The sequence below is a fragment of the Ottowia pentelensis genome, from assembly GCF_964341695.1.
In genome coordinates this window covers 550,014-569,969 of record NZ_OZ224513.1, presented here as the reverse complement: position 1 = coordinate 569,969, position 19,956 = coordinate 550,014, and the positions used below count along the sequence as shown (strand labels likewise).

The 19,956-nt window shown below is 69.7% G+C and carries 16 protein-coding genes and 1 pseudogene; 2 read left to right on the top strand and 15 right to left on the bottom strand.

Features of this window, described 5'->3' with window-relative positions; all coding sequences use genetic code 11:
• Window positions 1-2 precede the first annotated feature (2 nt).
• Genes mraY through ACWHMB_RS02740 form a run of 3 tightly spaced genes read right to left on the bottom strand, consistent with a single transcriptional unit; the run spans window position 3 to window position 4,091 of the window.
• A complete protein-coding gene (gene mraY, locus ACWHMB_RS02750) occupies window positions 3-1,181 on the bottom strand; it encodes a phospho-N-acetylmuramoyl-pentapeptide-transferase (RefSeq protein ID WP_293221533.1) in 1,179 nt (392 codons plus the stop codon).
• Complete coding sequence (locus tag ACWHMB_RS02745) at window positions 1,171-2,577, bottom strand: UDP-N-acetylmuramoyl-tripeptide--D-alanyl-D-alanine ligase (RefSeq protein WP_377481745.1); 1,407 nt, start codon at window positions 2,575-2,577, stop codon at window positions 1,171-1,173. The genes mraY and ACWHMB_RS02745 overlap by 11 nt, the downstream gene beginning before the upstream one ends.
• An 8-nt stretch (window positions 2,578-2,585) precedes the next feature.
• Window positions 2,586-4,091, bottom strand: coding sequence for a UDP-N-acetylmuramoyl-L-alanyl-D-glutamate--2,6-diaminopimelate ligase (locus tag ACWHMB_RS02740; RefSeq protein WP_377481747.1), 1,506 nt, complete (start codon window positions 4,089-4,091; stop codon window positions 2,586-2,588).
• Between the two features lie 238 nt (window positions 4,092-4,329).
• Between ACWHMB_RS02740 and ACWHMB_RS02735 the strand changes: the two genes are divergently transcribed.
• Window positions 4,330-5,553, top strand: coding sequence for an IS110 family transposase (locus ACWHMB_RS02735; protein ID WP_377481749.1), 1,224 nt, complete (start codon window positions 4,330-4,332; stop codon window positions 5,551-5,553).
• Between the two features lie 16 nt (window positions 5,554-5,569).
• Here the strand turns inward: ACWHMB_RS02735 and ACWHMB_RS02730 are convergent, their stop codons facing one another.
• The 9 genes and pseudogenes from ACWHMB_RS02730 to ACWHMB_RS02690 all read right to left on the bottom strand — a co-directional run bounded on the left by ACWHMB_RS02730 (window position 5,570) and on the right by ACWHMB_RS02690 (window position 15,280).
• Window positions 5,570-7,306 carry a peptidoglycan D,D-transpeptidase FtsI family protein gene (locus ACWHMB_RS02730; RefSeq protein WP_377481752.1) on the bottom strand — a complete coding sequence of 579 codons (1,737 nt, stop codon included), beginning with the start codon at window positions 7,304-7,306 and terminating at the stop codon, window positions 5,570-5,572.
• Window positions 7,303-7,599 (bottom strand): cell division protein FtsL, encoded by a 297-nt coding sequence (gene ftsL / locus ACWHMB_RS02725; RefSeq protein WP_377481755.1) that lies wholly within the window; start codon window positions 7,597-7,599, stop codon window positions 7,303-7,305. Before ftsL ends, ACWHMB_RS02730 begins: the two co-directional genes overlap by 4 nt.
• 188 nt (window positions 7,600-7,787) lie before the next feature.
• Window positions 7,788-8,699, bottom strand: a pseudogene (gene rsmH, locus ACWHMB_RS02720) (16S rRNA (cytosine(1402)-N(4))-methyltransferase RsmH); the annotation flags it as partial.
• A gap of 10 nt (window positions 8,700-8,709) precedes the next feature.
• Window positions 8,710-9,138: a division/cell wall cluster transcriptional repressor MraZ gene (mraZ, locus tag ACWHMB_RS02715; protein ID WP_293221543.1), complete on the bottom strand. Its 429-nt coding sequence runs from the start codon at window positions 9,136-9,138 to the stop codon at window positions 8,710-8,712.
• 355 nt (window positions 9,139-9,493) lie between these two features.
• Window positions 9,494-10,822 (bottom strand): ATP-dependent protease ATPase subunit HslU, encoded by a 1,329-nt coding sequence (gene hslU, locus ACWHMB_RS02710; RefSeq protein ID WP_377481758.1) that lies wholly within the window; start codon window positions 10,820-10,822, stop codon window positions 9,494-9,496.
• Between the two features lie 86 nt (window positions 10,823-10,908).
• A complete protein-coding gene (gene hslV / locus ACWHMB_RS02705; protein ID WP_377481760.1) occupies window positions 10,909-11,454 on the bottom strand; it encodes an ATP-dependent protease subunit HslV in 546 nt (181 codons plus the stop codon).
• Window positions 11,455-11,511: 57 nt separating this feature from the next.
• On the bottom strand, window positions 11,512-13,248 hold the full coding sequence (locus tag ACWHMB_RS02700) for an STAS domain-containing protein (protein ID WP_377481764.1): 1,737 nt from the start codon (window positions 13,246-13,248) through the stop codon (window positions 11,512-11,514).
• 34 nt (window positions 13,249-13,282) lie between these two features.
• Window positions 13,283-14,014, bottom strand: coding sequence for an RNA polymerase-binding protein DksA (gene dksA, locus ACWHMB_RS02695; RefSeq protein ID WP_377481768.1), 732 nt, complete (start codon window positions 14,012-14,014; stop codon window positions 13,283-13,285).
• Window positions 14,015-14,200: 186 nt separating this feature from the next.
• Window positions 14,201-15,280 carry a CobW family GTP-binding protein gene (locus ACWHMB_RS02690; protein WP_377481771.1) on the bottom strand — a complete coding sequence of 360 codons (1,080 nt, stop codon included), beginning with the start codon at window positions 15,278-15,280 and terminating at the stop codon, window positions 14,201-14,203.
• Between the two features lie 195 nt (window positions 15,281-15,475).
• On the opposite strand from ACWHMB_RS02690, the gene ACWHMB_RS02685 reads away from it, so the two are divergent.
• Window positions 15,476-16,921, top strand: a complete 1,446-nt coding sequence (locus tag ACWHMB_RS02685; RefSeq protein WP_377481774.1) for an aldehyde dehydrogenase family protein — start codon at window positions 15,476-15,478, stop codon at window positions 16,919-16,921.
• Between the two features lie 340 nt (window positions 16,922-17,261).
• Here ACWHMB_RS02685 and ACWHMB_RS02680 read toward each other — a convergent pair whose 3' ends face one another.
• The 3 genes from ACWHMB_RS02680 to dapF are packed head-to-tail and all read right to left on the bottom strand — an operon-like array spanning window position 17,262 to window position 19,908.
• Window positions 17,262-18,248, bottom strand: a complete 987-nt coding sequence (locus ACWHMB_RS02680) for a tyrosine recombinase XerC (RefSeq protein ID WP_377481777.1) — start codon at window positions 18,246-18,248, stop codon at window positions 17,262-17,264.
• 58 nt (window positions 18,249-18,306) lie between these two features.
• The gene (locus ACWHMB_RS02675) at window positions 18,307-18,975 is read right to left on the bottom strand and encodes a DUF484 family protein (protein ID WP_377481780.1); all 669 of its coding nucleotides are present in this window, start codon (window positions 18,973-18,975) and stop codon (window positions 18,307-18,309) included.
• Window positions 18,976-18,981: 6 nt separating this feature from the next.
• A complete protein-coding gene (dapF, locus tag ACWHMB_RS02670) occupies window positions 18,982-19,908 on the bottom strand; it encodes a diaminopimelate epimerase (RefSeq protein WP_377481783.1) in 927 nt (308 codons plus the stop codon).
• Between the last annotated feature and the right edge of the window lie 48 nt (window positions 19,909-19,956).

Genomic DNA, 19,956 nt, shown 5'->3' with positions numbered 1-19,956 from the left:
CGTCACCTCAGCTTGAGCGATGACAGCCCCACCAGGCACAGCAGCATGGTGATGATCCAGAAGCGCACCACGACTTGGGTCTCGGCCCAGCCGCTTTTCTCGAAGTGGTGGTGCAGCGGCGCCATCTTGAGCAGGCGCCGGCCCTCGCCGTAGCGGCGCTTGGTGAACTTGAACCAGCTCACCTGGGCCATGACCGAAATGGCCTCGACCACGAAGATGCCGCCCATGATGGCCAGCACGATCTCCTGGCGCACGATGACCGCGATCGTTCCGAGAGCGCCGCCGAGCGCCAGCGCGCCCACGTCGCCCATGAAGACCTGGGCCGGGTGGGCGTTGAACCACAGGAAGGCCAGGCCCGCGCCGGCCATGGCGGCGCAGAAGATGAGCAGCTCGCCGGTGCCGGGAATGTGCGGAAACAGCAGGTACTTGGCGTAGAACGCGTTGCCCGTGACGTAGGCGAACACGCCCAGCGCCGAGCCGACCATGATCACCGGCATGATGGCCAGGCCGTCCAGCCCGTCGGTCAGGTTGACGGCGTTGCTGGAGCCGACGATGACCAGGTAGCTCAGGATCACGAAGCCCAGCACCCCAAGCGGATAGCTGACCTCCTTGAAGAAGGGCACCAGCAGGCCGGCCGCGTGCGGCAGGTCGACCGAAAAGCCCGAGCCGACCCATTGCGTGAACAGCTCCCAGGCGCGCACGTTGGTGCCCTCGGAGATGCTGAACACCAGCGAGAACGCGGCCAGGCCGCCGATCAGCGACTGCCAGAAATACTTTTCGCGCGAGCGCATGCCCTCCGGGTCCTTGCGCACCACCTTGCGCCAGTCGTCCACCCAGCCGATGGCACCGAAGCCCAGCGTCACCAGCATCACGATCCAGATGAAGCGGTTGGACAAATCGGCCCACAGCAGCACCGACACCACGATGGCGATCAGGATCAGCACGCCACCCATGGTGGGCGTGCCGCTCTTGACCAGGTGGCTCTGCATGGCGTAGCCCCGCACCGGCTGGCCGATCTTCAGCGCGGTCAGCTTGCGGATCACCCAGGGCCCCGCCACGATGCCGATCAGCAGCGCCGTCATGGCCGCCATCACGGCGCGAAAGGTGAGGTACTGGAAGACCCGGAAGTACCCCAGCTCGGGCGACATCCGTTGCAACCAGGCGGCCAGCTCAAGCAGCATGGGCGCCCTCCGTCGTCGATTCCCTGGCCTGCGTGAGGGCCTCGACCACGCGCTCCATGCGCATGAAGCGCGAGCCCTTGACGGCCACGCTGGCGCACTGGCCGAGGTGCGTGCGCACGGCCGCCGTCAGGCGCTCGACGTCGTCGAAATGGCTGCCGCCGAAGGCCATGGCGGCGTGGATGGCCAGGTTGCCGTGCGCCAGCAGATGATCGATGCCGCGCGCGCGGGCATAGGCGCCCACCTCGGCGTGAAAGGCCGGCCCCTGCGCGCCCACCTCGCCCATGTCGCCCAGCACCAGCAGGCGCGGGCCCGGCAGCTCGGCCAGCACGTCGATCAGCGCGCGCACCGAATCCGGGTTGGCGTTGTAGGTGTCGTCGATCAGCGTCAGCGCGCGGCCGTGCCAGCGTAGCAGCACGGTGCGCGAGCGACCACGCACCGGACGAAACGCGCTCAGGCCCTGGGCCAGCGCCGCCAGCGGCGCGCCCGCCGCCTGCGCGCAGGCCAGCGCGGCCAGGGCGTTGCGCAGGTTGTGGCGGCCGGCCACGTGCAGTTCGAAGGCGAGCGGGCCGGCCGGCGTGGCGGCCTCGGCCTGCCAATGGTCGAGCTGCCAGCGCGCCTGCGTCAGGGCAACCTGCGCGCCCGCGGCCGCGTCGCCGAACAGGCATTGCCGGCGCCCACCGGCCAGCGCCTGCCACACGCCGGTGTACGCCTCGCCGGCCGGGAACACCGCCACGCCATCGGCGCCGAGCTGCGACAGCACCGCACCGTTCTCGCGCGACACCGCTTCCACCGTGGCCATGAACTCCTGGTGCTCGCGCTGCGCGTTGTTGACCAGCGCCACGGTGGGCTGGGCGATGGCCGCGAGGTGGGCGATCTCGCCCGGATGGTTCATGCCCAGCTCGACCACCGCCACCTGGGTGGCCGGCCGCAGGCGCAGCAGGGTCAGTGGCAGGCCGATGTCGTTGTTGAAGTTGCCTTCGGTGGCCAGCGCCGCCTCGCCCTGCCAGGCGCGCAGCATGGCGGCGATCATCTGCGTCACCGTGGTCTTGCCATTGCTGCCGGTGACGGCGATCAGCGGCCCGGCAAAGCGCTGGCGCCAGGCCTGCGCCAGTTCGCCCAGCGCCGCCCGCGCATCCGGCACCAAGATGCCCGGCAGGCCGCTGGCGGCCAGTTCGGCCTGGGCCGTGGCGTCGCACAGCACGGCAGCGGCGCCCTTGGCCGCCGCCTCGCCCAGAAACTGCGTGGCGTCGAAGTGCTCGCCCTTGAGGGCCACGAACAAGTCGCCCGCCTGCAGGCTGCGCGTGTCGCTGTGCACGCGCGCGATGCACACCGCGCCGTCGCCCAGCACGCGCGCCTGCGACAGGCCGCGCGCGGCGTCCTGCAGTGGCCATTGCATCGATGCACTCATGCCGCGGCCCCCTCGGTCCGGCGCGCGGCCAAGGCCTGACGCGCCTGCACCTGATCGGAGAACGGCGTCTTCACGCCGCCCGCGTCCTGATAGTCCTCGTGGCCCTTGCCGGCGATCAGCACCACGTCGCGGGCGTCGGCCTGCGCCACGGCCAGGGCAATGGCGCGGGCGCGGTCCGGCTCGATCTGCACGGCGGCGCCGCGCTGCACGCCGCGCAGGATGTCGTCGATGATGGCCTGGGGCGACTCCAGGCGCGGGTTGTCGCTGGTCACCACCACGCGATCGGCGCCGGCCTGCACGGCCGCGCCCATCAGCGGGCGCTTGCGGGCGTCGCGGTTGCCGCCGCAGCCGAACACGCCCCACAGGCGGCCGCCGCGCTCGGCGGCCAACGGGCGCAGCGCGGCCAGGGCCTTGTCCAGCGCGTCGGGCGTGTGGGCGTAGTCGACCACCACCAGCGGCGCGGCGCGCTCGCCCGCCGGGGTCACGCGCTCCATGCGGCCGGGCACCGCCGGCAGGTCGGCGCACACGCGGGCCGCGTCGGCCAGCGGCACGCCCAGCGCGCGCAGCCCGGCCAGCACGCCCAGCAGGTTGGAGACGTTGTATTCGCCCACCAGGGCGGTATCCAGCAGCTGCGCTTGCGCGCCCTCGCGCAGCGTCCAGCGCAGGCCGTGCGCGCCGTAGCCCACGTCCTGCGCCTGCAGGCGGGCCGCCTGGTGCAGCGACACCGTCCACACATCCAGCCCGCGCGCGCGGCAGTGCTCGGCCAGCGGCGCGCCGCGCGGATCGTCGAGGTTGATCACCGCCGCCTGCAGGCCGGGCCAGTCGAACAGCGCCGCCTTGGCCGCCCAGTAGGCGTCCATGCTGCCGTGGTAGTCCAGGTGATCCTGCGTCAGGTTGGTGAACAGGGCCACGCGGATGGCGGTGCCATCCAGCCGGTGCTCGACGATGCCGATGGACGAGGCCTCCATCACGCAGGAGCGCACGCCCGCGTCCACGAACTCGCGCAGGCTGCACTGCAGCAGCACCGGGTCGGGCGTGGTCAGGCCGGTGGTCTGCAGGCGATCGGGCAGACCCACGCCCAAAGTGCCCACCAGCCCGCTCGGGGAAAGCGCGGGCAGCTTCAATTTCGATAGTGCCCAGGCCAACCACCAGGCCGACGAGGTCTTGCCGTTGGTGCCCGTGACGGCGACCACGTTGAGCGCCTGCGAGGGCTGTTCATAGTAGGCGGCGGCAATCGGCCCGCTGGCCGCCTTGAGGGCCGGATAGGCCGCCACCTGGGGCTGGTCGAAGCCAAAGGCCTCGGCGCCCGCGCGCTCCACCAGGCAGGCCGTGGCGCCCTGGGCCAGCGCCGCGCCGACGAAGCGCCGGCCGTCGGTGGCCGCGCCCGGCCAGGCGATGAAGCCGTCGCCCGGCCGGATCTGGCGGCTATCGGTCTGCAGGCGCCCGCGCACATGCTGGTGCAGCCAGCGCGCGGCGTCCTGGGGCGTGTGCAGCGGCGTCATGTCAGTTGCTCCACCGCGCTTCGCGCGACCCACGACGCATGAAACGGGCGTCAAATAGCGCTGCGGCGTCCGGCACAGAGGTCGGTTTGTACTTGGTGCCTCGAACCCGTATGTCAGTTGGACCCGCGGCCTCACGAGCACCCCGCACTGTCGCCTGGGGCTTCGCGCCCCTGAGCACGCATTTCAGAGTTCGATGACGTGGGCCGCACGCCGATGTCGCCGCGCATTGGAGGCGATCATGGAAGTCATCTATCCCCGCTGCGCGGGCCTGGACGTTCACAAGCAGACCGTGGTGGCATGCGTGCGCATCGCCGGCGACGGCCCGCCGTTGCAACAGGTTCGCACCTTCGAGACCACGACTGCGGGGCTGCTGGCCCTGGCTAATTGGCTCGACTGCTTCGGCGTCGAGCACGTCGGCATGGAAGCCACCGGCGTGTACTGGAAGCCCGTGTGGCACATCCTCGAAGGCCACTTCGAGCTGGTGCTGGCCAACGCCGCGCATGTGAAGAACGTGCCCGGTCGCAAGACCGACGTGGGCGACGCGATGTGGCTGGCCGACCTGCTGGCTCACGGGCTGATCCGCGCCAGCTTCGTGCCGCCCGTTGCCGTGCAGGAGTTGCGCTCGCTCACGCGCACGCGCAAGCAGTTCGTGCGCGAGAGGGGCTCGCATGCCCAGCGTGTCGAGAAAATCCTCGAGGACGCCAACCTCAAGCTCAGCGTCGTGCTCAGCGACATCCTGGGCAAGGGTGGTCGCGCGGTCTTGCAGGCCCTCATCGATGGCCACAGCGATCCCGAACGCCTGGCTTCGTGCATCACCACCCGCGTCAAGGCCAGCCGGGCCGAACTGCTCGAAGCCCTGCGCGGCAATGTCAGCGCGCATCACCGCTTCATGCTCAAGCTGCACCTGGGGCACATCGACGCGCTGGATCAGGCCATCGCCACCATCGAGAAGGAGGTGGGCCTGGGGCTCGAACCGTTTCGAGCAGCCGCCAAGCTGTTGAGCACGATGCCCGGCCTGAGCGCCGTCAGCGCCAACGTCGTCGTCGCCGAGATCGGCATCGACATGTCGCGCTTCGCCACGCCCGGGCATTTGCTGTCCTGGGCCTGCATGTGTCCGCGCAACGACGAGAGCGCCGGCAAGCGCCGCAGCACTCGGCTGCGCCGCGGCGGCAAGTGGCTCAAGACCACGCTGGTGCAAGCCGCCTGGGCGGCCGTCAGGGTCAAGGGCAGCTACCTGCAGGCCCAGTTCCATCGCATCCGCGCTCGCCGCGGCGCCAAGAAGGCCATCATCGCCGTGGCCGCATCCATGCTCACCGCCGCTTGGCACATGCTGCGCGATGGCACCGAATGGCACGACTTGGGCGCCGCCCACTTCGACCGCGCCGACGCGGCCAAAACCGCCAACCGCCTCATCCGCCGCCTTCAGCAGATCGGCTACACCGTACAGGCCACACCGGCTTGAGTGTTGACGTTTCATTTCAGAACGACTCCTCGACCTTCTGCGTCAGGATTTCGGGCTTGACCGCCATGTCCGGCGGCACGCCCTTGATGCGCAGGGTCTGCTGCACCACGTCGCTGAACACCGGCGCCGCCACCGTGCCGCCGTAGTAGGTGCCGTTGCTGGGCTCGTCGACCATCACGCCGACGATGATGCGCGGCTGCTCGATGGGCGCGATGCCGACGAACCAGGCGCGGTACTTGTGCGCGGCATAGCCCTTGCCCTGCTGCTTGCGCGCGGTGCCGGTCTTGCCGCCCACCGAGTAGCCCACCGTCTGCGCCAGCTGGCCGGTGCCGCCGGGGCCGGTCACCAGGTGCAGCATCTTGCGCACCTCGCTCGCGGTCTTGGCCGAGAACACCCGCAGGCCCGCGGCCGTTTGGCTCTCGGGACTGCGCAGCAGGGTGGCGGGAATGACGCTGCCGTCGTGCGCCAGCGCCGTGTACGAATGCACCATCTGGAACAGCGAGCCCGACAGGCCATAGCCATAGGCCATGGTGGCCTGCTCGACCGGCTTCCAGCTCTTCCAGGGACGCAGCCGGCCGGTGGCCGCGCCCGGAAAGTCCAGCTCGGGCTTGCGCCCGTAGCCCAGCGCCGTGTAGACGTTCCACATCTCCTTGGGGCTGAGCCGCTGCGCGATCTTCAGCGCGCCGATGTTGCTGGACTTCTGGATCACGCCCGACACCGTCAGCGTGCCGTAGTTGTGCGTGTCGCGCACCGTGTAGCGGTCCAGCTGGTAGCTGCCCGGCGAGGTGTTGATCAGGGTCTGCGGCGTGACGCGGCCCAGCTCCAGCGCGGTGGCCACGGTGATGGGCTTCATCACCGAGCCGGGCTCGAAGGTGTCCGTCAGCGCGACGTTGCGCAGCTGCGCGCCCGTCAGGTGGCGGCGGTCGTCCGGTGCATAGCTGGGGTAGTTGGCCAGCGCCAGCACCTCGCCCGTCACCGAGTCCAGCACCACCACGCTGCCGGACTTGGCCTTGTTGGCCACCACCGCGTCGCGCACCTTCTGGTAGGCGAAGAACTGGATCTTGGAGTCGATCGACAGCTGGATGTCCTGACCGTCGACCGGCGGCACCTCCTCGCCCACTTCCTCGACCACGCGGCCCAGCCGGTCCTTGATCACGCGGCGCGAGCCCTCGCGGCCCGCCAGGCGCTGGTCGAACGAGCGCTCGACACCTTCCAGGCCCTTGTTCTCGATGTCGGTGAAGCCGACCACGTGCGCCGCCGCCGCGCCCTCGGGGTACACGCGCTTGTATTCCTTGCGCTGGTGAATGCCGGCGATCTTCAGCTCGGCGATCTGCTGGGCCACCGACTGGTCGACCTGGCGCTTGATCCACACGAAGCTGCGGTCTTCCTCGCCCAGCTTGTGCTGCAAGTCCTTCAGCGGCATGTTCAGCAGCTTGGCCAGCTGGCGCAGCTCGCCCTCGTCGGCCTTGACGTCTTCCGGAATGGCCCAGATGCTGGGCGCCACCACGCTGGAGGCCAGCAGCAGGCCGTTGCGGTCGAAGATGCGGCCGCGGCTGGCGGGCAGCTCGAGCGTGCGCAGCACGCGCTGGTCGCCCTGCTTCTGGAAGAACGCGTTGTCGAACACCTGCACGTAGGCCGCGCGCCCCGTCAGGCCCAGGAAGGCCACGGCCAGCCCGGCAACGATGAACTTGCTGCGCCACACCGGCGTGCGCGAGGCCAGCAGCGGGCTGGAGGTGTAGCGGATGCTCTTCATGGCCGACTCCCCGCCGGCGCCGGCCGCGCGGCGCCGGGCGTGACGTACTCGGTGATGGCCGGCGTCACCGGGCGCATGGCCAGCTTGTCCTGCGCCAGCCGCTCCACCCGCAGCGAAGTCGCCTGGGCGCGCTTTTCGACCTCCAGCTGGCGCCGCTGCGTGGCCAGGGTGCGCCCCTCGGCGCGTGCGCGCTCGATCTGCGTGACGAGCTGGCGCGACTCGTACTGCACCTTGACCAGGTACATGGCCGAGAACATCAAGGCCGCGAGCAGCACGATCGACAACCGAGTCATGGCACTGGGCCCCCACGCTTCGCCGCTGCGCGTGCTGCGCTGCCCCCCGAGGGGGCGCTCGCCGCCTTGGGGCGGCCCGGCGTCGGCTCATCTTGGCCCCCACGCTTCGCCGCTGCGCGTGCTGCGCTGCCCCCCGAGGGGGCGCTCGCCGCCTTGGGGCGGCCCGGCGTCGGGTCGGGACTCGCCTCCGCCCGCGCATCGGTGCGCTCGGCCACCCGCATGATGGCGCTGCGCGCGCGCGGGTTGGCGGCCACTTCGGCGGCGCCGGGGCGCACGCGCGCCAGCGCGCGCAGCAACGTGGGCGCGGGCTCGGCAAAGGGCGCGCGGCGGTCCACCACCGCGTGCGCATGGCGCGCGATGAACTGCTTGGCAATGCGGTCTTCCAGCGAATGGAAGCTGATCACCACCAGGCGGCCGGCCGGTTGCAGCACGTGCAGACTCGCTTCTAGCGCCTGCCGGAGCTCTTCAAGCTCGGCGTTGATGAAAATCCGAACAGCCTGGAAGGTCCGCGTCGCAGGGTGTTGGCCCGGCTCGCGAGTGCGGACCGCGCCGGCGACGAGCTCGGCGAACTCCAGGGTGCGGGCCACGGGACGACCCTTTTCCCGACGCGCGACAATCGCCTTTGCAATGGCGACAGCAAACCGTTCTTCGCCGTAGTCACGAATCACCTCCGCGATCTGCTGCTGGGATGCCACCGCCAGCCAGTCGGCCGCGCTCTGGCCCCGCGAGGGGTCCATGCGCATGTCCAGCGGGCCGTCGGCACGAAAAGAAAAACCCCGCTCGGGGTTGTCGATCTGCGGCGAGCTGATGCCCAGGTCCAGCAAGACCCCGGCCACGCTCGCCGGGGGCAGCTCGCCCAGCGCCGCAAAACCCTGGTGGCGCATCTGCAGGCGCGCATCGGCGATGCGCGCGGCCTCGGCCACCGCCTCCGGGTCCTTGTCGAAAGCAATCAGGCGCCCCGTGGGCGCCAGCTGCCGCAGGATGCGCCGCGCATGCCCGCCGCGCCCGAAGGTGGCGTCCACGTAGCAGCCCTGCGGATTCGAAACCAGCGCCTCGACGGCTTCGTTCAGCAGGACGGTGGTGTGCGACCATGTGTTCACCGCCCTGCCTTCAAAACGCGAAGTCCTCGAACGCCGCCGGCATGGGCTCTTGCATGGCCTCGGCTTCCTTGGTTTCGTAGGCCGCCTTGTCCCACAGCTCGAAGTGGTCGCCCATGCCCAGCAGCATGGTCTCGCGCACCAGGCCGGCGGCGGCGCGCAGCTCGGGCGACACCAGCACGCGGCCGGTGCCGTCCATTTCGACGTCCATCGCGTTGCCCAGGAAGATGCGCTTCCACCACTGGGCCGACATCGGCAACTGGGCGATGCGCTCGCGGAATTTCTCCCATTCGGGGCGCGGAAACACCATCAGGCAGCCGTGCGGGTGCTTGGTGATCGTCAGCTGCCCGCTGGCCGTCGCCTGCAGGACGTCACGATGCCGGGTCGGCACGGACAGCCGCCCCTTGGCATCCAGACTCAGCGATGAAGCCCCTTGAAACACGCGATTTCCCTGCCGTGACGATCCAAACACGGTGGTGACGGCACTTCTCACCACTTAATTGCACTTTTTTGCACTGTAGCAGGAATACCCCGCACGGGACAAGGGGCCAACACTTTTTTTCAATGAAATCAAGACCTTATCTGGTTTTATCTCCAGAGTTTCAAGGTAAAATTTCTTTGAAATTAAAGACTTAGGTCAAGCTGTCGAAGTGATTTCGTCAAATGGGACGCGCGCCGCCGCTCTCACGCAGTCGGCCGGAGCGTGAATTCGCGCACGGCGGACGCGGGAGCGGCGGCGCCGGGCTGCCGCCCCGGAACCTGGCGACGGGAAAACGTCGAGACAGCCGCCGGCGGTGTCAGAGGATGTAGCGCGACAGGTCCTCGTCGCGGCTGACTTCGCCCAGCCGGGCGTCGACGTAGGCGGCGTCGATGTGCACCTGCTGGCCTTCCAGGCGCGTGGCGTCGAAGCTGACCTCGTCCAGCAGGCGCTCGAGCACGGTGGACAGGCGGCGCGCGCCGATGTTCTCGGTGCTTTCGTTGACGTCGCAGGCAATCTGCGCCAGCCGGGCGATGCCGTCGTCGCTGAACTGCAGCGTCACGCCCTCGGTGGCCAGCAGGGCCTGGTATTGGCGCACCAGGCTGGCATCGGTTTGCGTGAGGATGGCCTTGAAGTCCTCGACCGACAGCGAGTCGAGCTCGACCCGAATGGGCAGGCGTCCTTGCAGCTCGGGGATCAGGTCGCTGGGTTTGGCCAGATGAAAGGCGCCCGAAGCGATGAACAAGATGTGGTCGGTCTTGACCATGCCGTACTTGGTGTTGACCGTGGTGCCCTCGACCAGCGGCAGCAAATCGCGCTGCACGCCCTGGCGCGACACGTCGGCGCTGCCGCTGCCCTCGCCCCGCGAGGCCACCTTGTCGATCTCGTCGATGAAGACGATGCCGTTCTGCTCCAGGTTGTGCAGCGCCTGCAGGCGGATCTCGTCCTCGTTGACCAGCTTGCCGGCCTCTTCGTCGACCAGCAGCTTCATCGCTTCGCCGATCCGGACGCGCCGCATCTTGCGCCGGCCGGCGTTCAGGTTGCCCAGCATGCCCTTGAGCTGCTCGGCCATGTCCTCCATGCCGGGCGGGCCCATGATTTCCATGGCGGGCGCGGCCTGTTGCAGCTCCAGCTCGATTTCCTTGTCGTCCAGCTGGTGCTCGCGCAGCTTCTTGCGAAAGGCCTGGCGCGCGGCGCCGCCCTCGCTGGGCGCGTTGCTGCCGTCGGCGTTGCGCGCCGGCGGCAACAGCACGTCGAGGATGCGGTCCTCGGCCAGGTCCTCGGCGCGCGTGCGGTGCTGGCGCATGGCCTGCTCGCGCTGCTGCTTGACGGCCATTTCGGCCAGGTCGCGGATGATCGAATCGACGTCCTTGCCGACGTAGCCGACCTCGGTGAACTTGGTCGCCTCGACCTTGATGAAGGGCGCGCCCGCCAGCCGCGCCAGGCGGCGCGCGATCTCGGTCTTGCCGACCCCGGTGGGACCGATCATCAGGATGTTCTTGGGCGTGATCTCGGCGCGCAGCTTTTCGTCGACCCGCTGGCGGCGCCAGCGGTTGCGCAGCGCAATGGCGACGGCGCGCTTGGCCGCCTGCTGGCCGACGATGTGGCGGTCGAGTTCGGAGACGATCTCCTGGGGGGTCATGGACATGGCGGGGCTCAACCGGAAAATCTCAATCAAAAATGGCTTTGGCGCAGGCGTGGCAAGCGCAAGCAGCTATCAAACATGAAGCAAAATCACAAGACCTCGATGGTGTGCGTCATGTTGGTGTAGATGCACAGCTCGCCGGCGATCTCGAGCGACTTCTTGACGATCTGCTCGGCCGACAGCTCGGTGTGGTCCAGCAGCGCCTTGGCGGCCGACTGGGCGTAGGCGCCGCCCGAGCCGATCGCCACCAGGCCGTGCTCGGGCTCCAGCACGTCGCCGTTGCCGGTGATGATGAGCGAGGCCTCGCGGTCGGCCACCGCCAGCATGGCCTCCAGCCGGCGCAGCACGCGGTCGGTGCGCCAGTCCTTGGTCAACTCGATGGCGGCGCGCGTCAGGTGGCCCTGGTGCTTGTCCAGCTTGGCCTCGAAGCGCTCGAACAAGGTGAAGGCGTCGGCCGTGGCGCCGGCAAAACCGGCCAGCACCTTGCCGTGGTAGAGCTTGCGCACCTTGCGTGCCGAGCCCTTGACGACGATGTTGCCCAGGGTGACCTGGCCGTCGCCGCCGATGGCGACCTGCCAGCCCTCGGGGGTCTGGCGGCGCACGCTGATGATGGTGGTGCCGTGAAAGGGTTCCATCGCGCCCAGATGGGGGCCGCGGCCCGCTTTGCAAGGGCGCGCGGGCGGGACCCGGATTCAATCCACGCGCCGCAGCACGCGCGCCGAGTCGGAGATGCCGATCACGCCGAAAAACGCCGCCACCAGCCGGTTGACGTGCTTGAACACCACCTGCCGCCCCTGGCCCTGCTGCTGCACGGTCCAGTTGAGCAGGTCGCCGGCGGCGCCGAAATCCACCCGCTGCAGATGGCGGCAATTGAACTCGATGCCGCGCGTGCGCGCCGACACGCCGAGCGGCTGCAGCGCATGCGCCGCGTCGCCCAGGATTTCGCCTTCCAGCGGCAGCTGGGCAATGTCGAGCCCCGCCGTACCGGCCGCCCCGAGGCCCATGGCGCCGGACAGCGGGTGATCGCCGAAGGCGCTGGCGGCCGACGCGGCGTCGTCGTCATCGGGTGGTGGCAGGGTGTGGCCGCTTTCGGACATCGGCGCGTACTCGCAGCGCGGGTCTTCCCACGCCGGCGGCGACATCTCGTAGGTGACGCAGTAGTTGAGCGCCACCAGCTCGAACTCGTCGGGCTCGTTCATCACGCGCAGCAGGGCCATGCGGGCCGTCCACCACTGCGGATCGGTGGCGCGCTGCTCGGGCGGAGTCTGCTGCGCCAGCACGTTCAGCAGCTGTTCGGCGTCGAGAAAGCGCAGGCGCACGGGCGTGCGGGCCCAGCGCTGCAGCACGTCCAGCAGCAGCGGCAGCGCCTGCGGGTCGATCGACTTGACGCGCCGCCAGTCGATGCGCCAGGGCTGCGCCTGGCGCGTCATGGAGGCGTTGAGCGCCGCGATGGACTGCGTGCCCAGCACCGAAGGCGCGCTCCAGTGCGCCGGCAGGCTCTCGCTGCGCGGCACCGGGGCGGCTCCGGCCAGCGGCGTCATCGGCATGGCGCCCGAGGCGGGGCCCGCCGCCAGCGTCCACTGGGGTGCCGAGCGGCCGAAGCGGCCGACAAAGGCGATGGCCGCGCCGTCGAACTTGTCGGGCTCGCCGGCGGCGCGGTACAGATCGAACAGGGTGAGCCAGGTTTCCAGGTCGTCGCTGTGGCTGCCGCCCTCGCCCAGCAGCTCCAGCAGGCTGACCTCGGCCCCGGCGGCGTCGCCGTTGGCAAAGCGGATGGCCACCTCCTCGACCTCGGGGCTGACGGCCACGGGCGGCGGTTCGTCGGCCAGAGGCGCGGGCGCGACCGCGTCGGCCCACGGGTCGGCGCCGGTGGGCGCGTCCAGCGGCTGGGACTGGGGTGGGGGCGCGGCCTCGCCCCGCGAAACCTCGGCCGCGGCGCCCGACAGCGGCACCTCGACCGCGGTGACGCCGAAGCCGGCGCCGGCCGCCATCTCGTCCAGCTTCACCGGGCGGGTCTTGTCGTAGGCGCGCGGGTTGTCGGGGGCGACGGCGGTCGGCTCGGCGCGGTCCAGCCAGGCGCGCGACATCTGCTCTTCGATCTGGTCGATCTTTTCGAGCGTGCGCTCGGGCTCGTGCGGGTGCGCGGACTCGACACTGGAGATGAACGAGGTGGGCGACGCCGAGCCGCCGTGGGCGCCGGCCAGCTGGCGGCGGCGCGCCTTGCGCAGCATGTCGAACTCGCGGTTGCGCACGAAGTCGTTGCGCCGCTTGCGCTCGATCATCTCCTTGAGCGCGGCGCTCGATTCGCTGGCGTCCAACGGGCCGTCGACCTTGTTCAGGTCGGCCCAGTCGGTGGTCGGGCTGGTGATGAACTTGACCACCTTGGACAAAAAACGCCCGCCCGGCTTGGGGTCTTGCTCCTCGTTCATCCTTCGATGGCCTCCCCGGACGGCGTGCGTCCGATCAATCGCCGAACATCTTCTGCTTGAGCTCGCGGCGCTGCTGCGCCTCCAGCGACAGCGTGGCGGTGGGCCGCGCCAGCAGGCGCGGCACGCCGATGGGCTCGCCGGTCTCGTCGCAATAGCCGTAGTCGCCGGCATCGATGCGGGCGATCGACTGCTCGATCTTCTTGAGCAGCTTGCGCTCGCGGTCGCGCGTGCGCAGCTCCAGCGCGTGCTCTTCCTCGATGGTGGCACGGTCGGCCGGGTCGGGCACCACCACGGTGTCCTTGCGCAGGTTGTCCGTGGTGACGTCGGCGTTGAGCAGGATGTCGTCCTTGAGCTGCGTCAATTTCAGGCGGAAGAACGCCAGCTGCTTGTCGTTCATGTACTCGTCATCGGGCATGGCGATGACTTCGGCGTCGGACAGCTCGTCGGGCTTCTTGGTCTTCCAGTTGTTGGCCAGTTTCGGATCCTTCTTGATCACGATCGGCACATGAGCTACGGCGGCAATGGGCATGGGCAATATCTTGGGCTTGACGGCCGCGGGTGCGGCCGACATGGGAGTCGGTTTGCGCGCCGCGGCCGTCCGCGGACGGGCGGGCGCGGCTTTTTTCGTGACGGCCTGGGTGGCGCGCGCACTCGCTTGGGGCGTCGCCTTGCCAGGCAGGGCCTGGGCCTGGGCGGGGGCTTTGGCCGGTGTCTTGGCAGCCGCAGGTTTCACGTTGTTCGTCTCCTGTAGAACAAGGTGCGGCACGCCGCCACCTTCAACCGCTAACACGACGGATGAATGGGGTCGTCTTCATCCGCAGAACCCTGTTATAGACCTTCTTGGGCACTTGAGCCAGCGCGGCGCCGGCCCGGCCGGCGGCGCACTCAAAGGCGGCGATTGTATCGGGCTTGTCGGCGCCGTGGCACCGATGTCCCTGCGCGCCGCTGGTGCTCACACCAGGCACTGCTCCAGCCCCTGCACCAGGATGTCGCGCGGCAGGTCGATGCCGATGAACACCATCTTGCTCACGCGCGGCTCGCCCTCGGCCCAGGCGGGCCCCAGGTCGCTGCCCATGAGCTGGTGCACGCCCTGGAACACCACCTTGCGCTCGGTGCCCTTCATCGACAGCACGCCCTTGTAGCGCAGCATGCGCGGGCCGTAGATGTTGACCATGGCGCCCAGAAAATCCTCCAGCCGCGCCGGGTCGAACGCGCGCTCGGAGCGGAACACGAAGCTCTTGACGTCGTCATCGTGGTGGTGGTGGTGCGCGTGGCCGTGCCCATGCTCATCGTGGTCGTGCTGGTGCGAGGGGTGGTCGCAGTGCTCGCCCGCGTGGTCGTGGTCGTGGTCGTGATGGTGGTGCTCGTGCTCGTCCTCCTTGAGAAATTCGGGATCGATGTCGAGCTTGGCGTTGAGGTTGAAGCCGCGCAGGTCCAGCACCTCGCCCAGCGCCACCTCGCCGAAGTGCACCACGCGCTGCGGCGCGCGCGGGTTCATGTGTTTCAGGCGGTGCTGCAGCGCCTCCAGCTCGTCTTTGCTGACCAAATCGGCCTTGCTGATGAAGATCTGGTCGGCAAAGCCCACCTGGCGCTGCGCCTCCAGCCGGTCGTCGAGCTGCTGGGCGGCGTGCTTGGCGTCCACCAGGGTGATGATGGAGTCGAGCAGGAAGCTCTCGGCGATCTCGTCGTCCATGAAAAAGGTCTGCGCCACCGGGCCGGGGTCGGCCAGGCCGGTGGTCTCGATGATGACGCGCTCGAAGTCCAGCAGGCCCTTGCGCTTCTTGGCCGCCAGCAGCTGCAGCGTGGCGCGCAGGTCTTCGCGGATGGTGCAGCACACGCAGCCGTTGCTCATCTGGATGATCTGCTCGCCGTCGTCGTGCACCAGGATTTCGTTGTCGATGTTCTCCTCGCCGAACTCGTTTTCGATCACGGCGATCTTCTGGCCGTGCGCCTCGCTCAGCACGCGCTGCAGCAGCGTCGTCTTGCCGGAGCCGAGAAAACCGGTGAGGATGGTGGCGGGAATGAGGGCCATGCTTGAATCCAGATAAGGCAGGTGCCCGACCGTCGGGCAACGGGCCAGTTTAGCCAAAGCGCGCCAACCCTGCGCGTCGTCATGCCGTTGCGGGCAATCGGGACTTGCCAGTCATGGCAGACTGTCGGGTTGACATGCCACGCGGCGGGCCGCGGCACCGCCTCTTTCCCCACCCCCTTCCCCGGAGATCTCCCCATGAAAGAGCACCTGCAGTTCTACATCGACGGCCAATGGGTCGCCCCGGCCAGCGCGCGCAGCCTGGACGTCGTCAATCCCTCCAACGAGGAGGTCGTCTCGCGCATCAGCCTGGGCTCGGCCGCCGACGTGGACAAGGCGGTGCAGGCCGCGCGTCGGGCCTTCGAGAGCTTCTCGCGCACCACGCGCGAGGAGCGCGTGGCGCTGCTGGAAAAGGTGCTGGAGGTCTACAAGCGCCGCGCCGACGAGGTGGCGCAGGCCATTTCGCTGGAGATGGGCGCGCCGCTGTGGCTGTCCAAGGCCGCGCAGGCCGCCATGGGCGTGGCGCACCTGAAGACCACGCTGGGCGTGCTCAAGGGCTTCGAGTTCGAGACCGTGCACGGCACCACCGCCACGCTGTACGAGCCGGTGGGCGTGGTGGGCATGATCACGCCCTGGAACTGGCCCATCAACCAGATCATGTGCAAGGTGGCGCCCGCGCTGGCGGCCGGTTGCACGGTGATCCTGAAACCCTCCGAGATCGCGCCGCTCAGCGGCATCCTGCTGGCCGAAATCATGCACGAGGCCGGCGTGCCGCACGGCGTGTTCAACCTGATCAACGGCGACGGCCCGGGCGTGGGCGAAGCCATGTCGGTGCACCCCGGCATCGACATGATGACCTTCACCGGCTCCACCCGCGCCGGCATCGCCGTGGCCAAGGCGGCGGCCGACACCGTCAAGCGCGTGGCGCAGGAGCTGGGCGGCAAGTCGGCCAACATCGTGCTGGACGACGCCGACATCGAAAAGGCCGTCAAGCAGGGCGTGCAGGCCTGCTTCACCAACTCGGGCCAGAGCTGCAACGCGCCCACGCGCATGTTCGTGCCGCGCGCCAAGCACGCGCAGGCCATGGGCGTGGCCAAGGCGGTGGCCGAGCGCACCCAGGTGGCCGACGCCATGAGCCCCGAGGGCATGGCCATGGGCCCGGTGGTCAGCCACGCGCAGTTCAGCAAGATCCAGGGCCTGATCCAGAAGGGCATCGACGAAGGCGCCACCCTGGTGGCCGGCGGCACCGGCCGACCCGAGGGCCTGAGCAAGGGCTATTTCGTCAAGCCCACCGTGTTTGCCGACGTCACGAACGACATGACCATCGCGCGCGAGGAGATCTTCGGCCCGGTGCTGGTGATGATCCCCTACGACACCGAGGAAGACGCCATCCGCATGGCCAACGACACGCCCTACGGCCTGTCGGGCTACGTGCAGTCGGGCAGCCTGGAGCACGCGCGCCAGGTCGCCGCGCGCCTGCGCACCGGCATGGTGCACCTGAACGGCGCCGGCCCCGACGTCGGCGCGCCCTTCGGCGGCTACAAGCAGTCGGGCAACGGCCGCGAGTGGGGCGAGCACGGCTTCCGCGAATTCCTGGAAGTCAAGGCCGTGATGGGCTACGAGCCCAAGCCGGCCAAGGCCTGACGCGGCTTCGCATTCGATTCGATAAAACTGCCGGGCGCGGGGCGGGACCCCGCCGTCGGGGTGCCCGGCTCCGTTCATGTCCCCCGCCGGCCTGCGGCCGGCTCCGCCTTGACTTCACTGCGCCGGGCGCCCCAACGGCCTGATCCGAGGCGTCGCTGACTCAGCAGGCCGCTGGGTGGATGACCATCGCTTCGCGCCAGGGGGCATGGGTGGGCAGCGCAGCGAGGTCAAGGAAGAGATGGCCGTCGCAGACGGACAGCGGGGGACACGAGCGGAGCTGCCCACCCATGCCCCTTGGCGCACCCCCGCCCATAGTCGCGCCGACCGTCGGCCATCGCGGTCAATCCTTCTTGCGATGCGCCCGCGGATGCGCCGCGTCGTAGGCCTTGGCCAGGTGCTGGAAGTCCAGCCGCGTGTAGACCTGCGTGGTGCCGATGCTGGCGTGGCCCAGCAGCTCCTGCACGGCGCGCAGGTCGCCGCTGGACTGCAGCAGGTGGCTGGCGAACGAGTGGCGCAGCATGTGCGGATGCACCGGGGTGGCCAGGCCGGCCTGCAGGCTGCGCCGGCGCAGGCGCTGCCAGATGGATTGCGCGCTCAATCGCGTGCCGTGGCGGCCGATGAACAGCGCGCCCTGCGCCCGCGCCGCCTGCGGGCACTGGCCGCGCACCGCCAGCCACTGCGCCAGCGCGGCCAGCGCGGCCTGGCCCAGCGGCACGCTGCGGCGCTTGCCGCCCTTGCCCTGCACCTGCACCTCGGCCGCGGGCAGGTCGACCCAGCCGCGGCCGGCGCGCAGGGCGGCGTCGCTGGCGACGGCGTCCAGGCCCACCACCTCGCCCACGCGCAGGCCGCTGCCGTACAGCAGCTCGACCAAGGCGGCGTCGCGCGCCTCCAGCCAGGGGTCGCTGGCCTCGCCGTCGGCGTGAAAGTCGGCCAGCCGCACCGCGTCGTCCACCCCCAGTGCCTTGGGCAGCGGGCGCGGCTGGCGGGGCGCGCGCACGTCCTGCACCGGGTTGGCGGCCACGCGGCCCTCGCGCCCCAGCCAGGCGTAAAAGCCGCGCCAGCCCGACAGCACCAGCGCGATGCCGCGCCCGCTGCGCCCGCCGGCATGCATCTGCGCCACCCAGCGGCGCACGTGGGCCGGCTGCACGGCCAGCAGGCCCATGCCCGCGGCGGCGGCAAACTCGGCCAGCTTGGCCAGGTCCAGGCTGTAGAGCGTGACGGTGCGCGCGGCCAGGCGCCGCTCGACGCGCACGTGCTCCAGGTAGCGCTCCACCAGCGCCGCGTCGGCGGGCGCGGCGCCCACAGTTGGAGCGGCGTCGTTGCTCATCGATCGATAGCTGCTCGCGCTTAATCCATGGGCGCTACAACCCGATTCGGCTTGAAAATCACAGACTGCGCAGGCGCGACAGCGAGGCGCTGGCCAGCTCGCCGATGCGCTCCAGGAAGTCGGTGGCCATGCCGGCCTCGTAGCGTGCGGCGTCGGGCGAGGCCAGCACCAGCAGGCCGAAGGCGGGCGCGCTGGCGTTGGGGCGCAGCGGCAGCAGCACCAGCGAGGCGGCGGCCTGCGGGTCTTCCAGCCACTGCACGGCCTCGAAGCCGGCGTTGACGCCGCAATACGGCGCGCTCAGCGACGAGGCCAGGCTCTTGACGTCGTCGCTGGCGCCGACGGCAAAGGACTCCTGCGCGTAGACCTCGGCCACGTCCCACAGGCGCAGCGCGGCCTGCGGCACGTTGAACTGGGCGCAGATCTCGCTCAGCAGCACCACCGGCAGATCGACCGCGCGGTGCACCAGGAACAGCTGGCGCGACCAGCGCTGCAGCTTGTCGCCGATCAGCATGTTCTCGTTGCCGTGGCGCATCAGCTCCATCAGGCGCTGCTCCAGCACCTTGATCTTCTCGCGCAGCATCTCGGCCTGGCGCTCCTGCAGGCTGACGGCGCGCCCGCCGTGCGGGCTGGTCAGCTGCACGGCCGTGAGCAGCTCGGCGTGGCGCTCGAAGAAGTCGGGCGTCTGGATCAGGAACTCGGCAATATCTTGTTCGGTGATGGGGTTCATGGCAATTCAGGCTGGGTCGCGGAGATCATCGGGCAAGTCGATGCTGCCCTCGAACACGGTCTCGGCCGGGCCGGTGAGCAAGACCGAATCGGTGGCGCCGCCGGCCCATTCGATGGTCAACCGGCCGCCGTGCGTGGCCACGTCGACGCGGCCATCCAGCAGGCCCAGGCGGATGCCCGCCACCACGGCGGCGCAGGCGCCGGTGCCGCAGGCCAGGGTTTCGCCGGCGCCGCGCTCGTACACGCGCAGGCGGATGTGGGCGCGATCGACGACCTGCATGAAGCCGGCGTTGACGCGGCGCGCAAAGGCCGGGTGGCGCTCGATCAGCGGGCCCTGGCTGAGCACCGGCGCGCGCTCCACGTCGTCGACCAGGGCGACGGCGTGCGGGTTGCCCATGGACACCAATGCTATATTTATAGTAGCTGCTTGCGCTTGATCGGCGGGGGCCAGCGCCTCATTCGGCGTCAAACGCAGCGGCCACATGCGCCACGGCCCGTCGGCCCGCGGCGCCGGCACCGGCGTCAGGCCCGTCGGGTCGAAGGGCAGCGCCGCCAGCTCGAACACGGGCGCGCCCATGTCCACCGTGACGCGGCCGTCCTCGGCCTCGGTCAGCTCGATCACGCCGCGCTGCACCTTGACGCGGATGCGGCGCTTGTCGGTCAGCCCGCGCCCGCGCACGTGGCGCACGAAGCAGCGCGCACCGTTGCCGCAATGCTCCACCTCGCCGCCGTCGGCGTTGTGGATCACGTACTCGAAGTCCACGTCGGCGCTGGGCGCCGGCCGCACGCTGAGGATCTGGTCGGCGCCGACGCCGAAGTGGCGGTCGGCCAGCCAGCGGTACTGCGCCGCGCTCAGGTTCAGCGGGCCATGCAGCTCGTCGAGCACCACGAAATCGTTGCCCGCGCCCTGCATCTTGGTAAAGCGAATGCGCATGGGGCGGAATTATCGCCTTATCCTCTGATGCTCACGCCTGCACGAGAG